Source organism: Flavobacterium sp. (genome assembly GCF_044373165.1).
Lineage (GTDB): Bacteria > Bacteroidota > Bacteroidia > Flavobacteriales > Flavobacteriaceae > Flavobacterium.
Genome location: NZ_JBILQL010000121.1, coordinates 1 through 4,263, shown reverse-complemented (window position 1 = coordinate 4,263; position 4,263 = coordinate 1). Strand labels below are relative to the sequence as shown.

The 4,263-nt window shown below is 39.5% G+C and carries 6 protein-coding genes; 1 reads left to right on the top strand and 5 read right to left on the bottom strand.

Going from position 1 to position 4,263, the window contains the following annotated elements; all coding sequences use genetic code 11:
* Window positions 1-1,262: dihydrolipoyl dehydrogenase (gene lpdA, locus ACIQ32_RS11355; protein ID WP_396195805.1), on the top strand; the 1,262-nt coding region annotated here is incomplete at its 5' end.
* A gap of 60 nt (window positions 1,263-1,322) precedes the next feature.
* Here the strand turns inward: lpdA and ACIQ32_RS11350 are convergent.
* Genes ACIQ32_RS11350 through ACIQ32_RS11330 form a run of 5 tightly spaced genes read right to left on the bottom strand, consistent with a single transcriptional unit; the run spans window position 1,323 to window position 4,261 of the window.
* Complete coding sequence (locus ACIQ32_RS11350; RefSeq protein WP_396195804.1) at window positions 1,323-1,745, bottom strand: arsenate reductase ArsC; 423 nt, start codon at window positions 1,743-1,745, stop codon at window positions 1,323-1,325.
* A gap of 3 nt (window positions 1,746-1,748) precedes the next feature.
* On the bottom strand, window positions 1,749-2,360 hold the full coding sequence (locus ACIQ32_RS11345; RefSeq protein ID WP_396195803.1) for a class I SAM-dependent methyltransferase: 612 nt from the start codon (window positions 2,358-2,360) through the stop codon (window positions 1,749-1,751).
* Window positions 2,361-2,365: 5 nt separating this feature from the next.
* A complete protein-coding gene (gene arsB / locus ACIQ32_RS11340) occupies window positions 2,366-3,406 on the bottom strand; it encodes an ACR3 family arsenite efflux transporter (protein WP_396195802.1) in 1,041 nt (346 codons plus the stop codon).
* Window positions 3,407-3,440: 34 nt separating this feature from the next.
* Complete coding sequence (locus tag ACIQ32_RS11335; RefSeq protein ID WP_396195801.1) at window positions 3,441-4,052, bottom strand: low molecular weight phosphatase family protein; 612 nt, start codon at window positions 4,050-4,052, stop codon at window positions 3,441-3,443.
* A gap of 50 nt (window positions 4,053-4,102) precedes the next feature.
* Window positions 4,103-4,261: a DUF6428 family protein gene (locus tag ACIQ32_RS11330; protein ID WP_396195806.1), complete on the bottom strand. Its 159-nt coding sequence runs from the start codon at window positions 4,259-4,261 to the stop codon at window positions 4,103-4,105.
* Between the last annotated feature and the right edge of the window lie 2 nt (window positions 4,262-4,263).

Sequence of the window (4,263 nt, the reverse complement as noted above, 5' to 3'; positions counted from 1 at the left end):
TTCCTTCCAAAGCGCTTTTAGCTTCTTCGCATCATTACGAAGAATTACAACACTTTGCTGATCACGGTATCGAAGTTTCGGGGAAAGTGAAAGTAAACTTAGAAAAAATGATTGCTCGCAAACAAGCCGTTGTTGACCAAACCAGTGGTGGCGTGAAGTTCTTAATGGACAAAAACAAAATCACCGTTTTTGAAGGATTAGGAACATTCGAAGATGCTACGCACGTTAAAGTGACTAAAGCCGACGGTTCATCTGAAGTAATCGAAGGAAAAAATATCATCATCGCCACCGGTTCTAAACCCTCTTCTTTGCCTTTTATCAAAATCGACAAAGAAAGAATCATCACATCAACCGAAGCGTTAAAATTACCTGAAGTTCCGAAACACTTAATCATCATTGGTGGTGGTGTTATCGGTATCGAATTAGGACAAGTGTATTTGCGTTTGGGCACACAAGTATCGGTTATAGAATACTTAGACCGTATCATTCCGGGTATGGATGGCGGATTGTCTAAAGAATTGACCAAAGTCTTGAAAAAACAAGGCATGAAATTCTATACTTCTCATAAAGTTAAAGAAGTTACTCGCAAAGGTAAAAACGTAATAGTTGCTGCCGATGATGCCAAAGGCAATACCGTTACTTTTGAAGGCGATTATTGCTTAGTAGCCGTAGGTCGTCGTCCTTATACCGATGGATTAGCTGCCGACAAAGCCGGTGTAAAAGTGACCGAAAGAGGTATGGTTGAAGTCAATGACCACTTGCAAACCAATGTACCTAATATCTATGCTATTGGTGACGTAGTTCGCGGTGCGATGTTAGCCCACAAAGCCGAAGAAGAAGGTGTTTTAGTAGCCGAAATTTTAGCCGGACAAAAACCCCATATCGATTACAATTTGATTCCGGGTGTGGTTTATACATGGCCGGAAGTAGCCGCGGTTGGTAAAACCGAAGAGCAATTGAAAGCCGATGGCGTAAACTACAAAGCCGGAAGTTTCCCGTTCAAAGCCTTAGGAAGAGCGCGTGCCGGTGGTGATATCGACGGATTTGTAAAAATCTTAGCCGATGCCAAAACCGATGAAGTCTTAGGCGTTCACATGATTGGGGCGCGTTGTGCCGATTTGATTGCCGAAGCGGTAACCGCAATGGAATTCCGTGCTTCTGCCGAAGATATTTCACGCATGTCACATGCGCATCCAACTTTTGCGGAAGCGATAAAAGAAGCTGCTTTAGCCGCTACGGACAATAGAGCGTTACACGTGTAGTTGGATGTTCAGATTTTCGGATGTTCAGATATAAATAAGTCCCGTTGCTACGGGACTTTTTTAGTTTAGGTTGTAGGTTTCAACGAAGGTTTTACAGTAGTCCTTAATCATATTTCGTACCTTTCTGAATTCTTCAATGACTTCCGAAGTTGATCCTTTTACTTTTGACGGGTCGGGAAAATTATAGTGCAACTTAATGGCTTGCGTTGGGAAGAACGGACAACGTTCTTTAGCATAGTCACAAACCGTAATCAGAAAATCAAACGGAATGTCAAAATACTCGTCTACATTATTGGAAGTGTGTTTTGAAATATCCACACCGTCTTCTTGCATAATGGCAATCGCCAAAGTATTTACTCCGTGTGTTTCCACGCCGGCCGAATAGACTTTTACTTTATCTGAATCCGTGAAATGGGCTAAGTACCCATGTGCCATTTGGCTACGGCAACTGTTGCCTGTACACAGTACTAATATATTTTTCATGCTTTACTTTCTTTTAAATCCGCAAAAAAGGAAATTTTGAATTGTATCAAAAGGAGTTAAATGATCTTCTGTGAAACAGCCGGTGAGTTTAAAATCTCTTTCAAAAACAAAACGCAAACTTTCCCTATTGTATTGGGTAATTTCCAAACCGCTGCATTTTTTGGGTCCGTTATCAGAAAAAGTACCAATGAAAAGCTTTCCGTCATCGGCAAGAGCCTGACTGACAATCTTCGAATATAAATCAACATCCTCCGGTTTGGTCAAAAAGTGAAAACAAGCTCGGTCGTGCCAAAAATCATATTGTTCTTGAGGCTTAAAATCCAAAATATCCGAAACAATAAAAGTTACCTTATTGGCTTTTTCTCCCAAACGGTTTTTAATCCTATCAATGGCATTGGCCGAAATGTCGAGCAGCGTCAAATTAGTATAACCCAAATCCAACAAAGCATCCATCAAATAACTGTCGCCACCACCAATGTCAATAATCTTGGCCTCCAAAGGCAAACCTAAAGCGGTTATATAATCAGCCGAAGTTTTAGGATATTGTTGGTACCAACTCACCTCTTTTTCAGTTTTGGTGGAAAAAACGTTTTCCCAATGTTCTTTTCTTTCCATAAGATTTAAACGGTTGTTGTAAAATATTTTTTTCTGAGCCAAAAAGCCACATTGACCAAAATGATTAGCGCCGGTACTTCCACCAACGGACCGATTACACCGGCGAAAGCTTGTCCGCTGTTGATCCCGAAAACACCAATGGAAACCGCAATAGCCAGCTCGAAATTGTTTCCGGCTGCGGTAAACGATAAAGCCGTTGCGTCTCGGTAATTCGCCCCAATTTTCTTCGAGACAAAAAACATCAAAAAGAACATAATGGCAAAAAAGATAACCAACGGTATGGCTATTCGAAGAACGTCCATCGGTAAATCTACTATCATTTCACCTTTCAAACTAAACATTACTACTATAGTGAAAAGCAACGCAATTAAAGTAATAGGCGAAACAAACGGAATAAACTTTTGGTTGAAAAACTTTTCGCCTAAATATTTCTTGATGGCAAATCGACTAACAACTGCCAAAGCAAATGGAATACCTAGGTAAATCCCAACGGTTTTGGCGATTTCGACTACTGTAATATTCAATTCTAATCCTTTGATGCCAAACAAAGGCAACATGATTTTCAAATAAAAATAAGCATACAAACTGAAAAAGAAAACTTGCAGCAAACTGTTAATACCTATCAAGCCAGCTGTTAATTCTCGGTTGCCTTCGGCCAATTCGTTCCATACTATGACCATGGCAATACAAGGCGCGATGCCTATAATGATTAAGCCGGTCATGTATTCGGGATAGTCTTTCAGGAAAAATGTCGCCAATAAAAACATCAAAAACGGCCCGACTATCCAAGTAATAAAAAAGGACGCTGTAAGCAATTTAGGCTGCTTGAACATTTGCGGCACTTTCGAGAAATCGATTTTGGTCAATGGCGGATACATCATTAATACCAACCCAATCGCCAAAGGAATATTAGTGGTTCCCGAAGAAAATGAGTTGATGAAATCAGCTGAATTCGGAATAAAATAACCTATACCAACGCCAATCAACATCGCTAAAAAAATCCACAGCGTTAAAAATCGGTCTAAAAATCCCAGTCGTTTTTTCATGTCAAACTTTTAAGCGTTTAAAATTCTAATATTGTCATTTCTTCACCTGTGAAAAAACAAAAAACAGCTCACTCGCAATTTGCAAACTGCGTTCTGCATATTTTTCATCCATCAAATCGGTTCCGTCAAATGCTTTTGGATCATCGTATTTTATAGGGAATCTGTTTTCGGCACCAAAAACCATCGGACAACCTTCGTCGGCATTGTTACACGTCATGATGGCTCCGTAATTTGTCTTTGGATTGAACTCATCAAAATAGGCTTTGGAAAAACAAACAATAGGATGTTGGTTGGCCTCAAATTTCACTGTGTAAACCGGATTTTGTTCCTGACTCAATTTTTGAATATGAAATCCTTGGTTAGTCAATGTTTCGGCTACTTTGGGAAACATAGCCGTGGCCTCGGTTCCGCCCGAATAGCAATATACATTTTGAATGCCGAAATGAAACGCCATGGTTTGAGCCCAAATTTGCGACAAATGGCTTCTGCGGGAATTGTGAGTACAAATAAAATTCAAACGAATTTCTTCGTTATTGTTAACTTTATTTTGAATGTAATCTACCAAGAGCTTTAAAACTTCTTTTCGTTCTTCCGAAACCGAAATTTCACTGATGGATTTTATGGTTGTAGCTAAATTATCAAACATTTATTTATAATATTTCTTTGTGAAACTTCGAGAAACTTTGTGTTACTTAATTAACAACAATCCGAATCAGGCGTACAACAAGTCGTTTCTTTTGGCTTCCACTCGCCTATTTTCACTTTCATTTTTTCAGGTGGAATACCACAGTTGTCTTTCGCCAAACAATCGGTCATCTTTGATCTTAATTGGAAAATCGTTCCGTCAAAATCCAAGT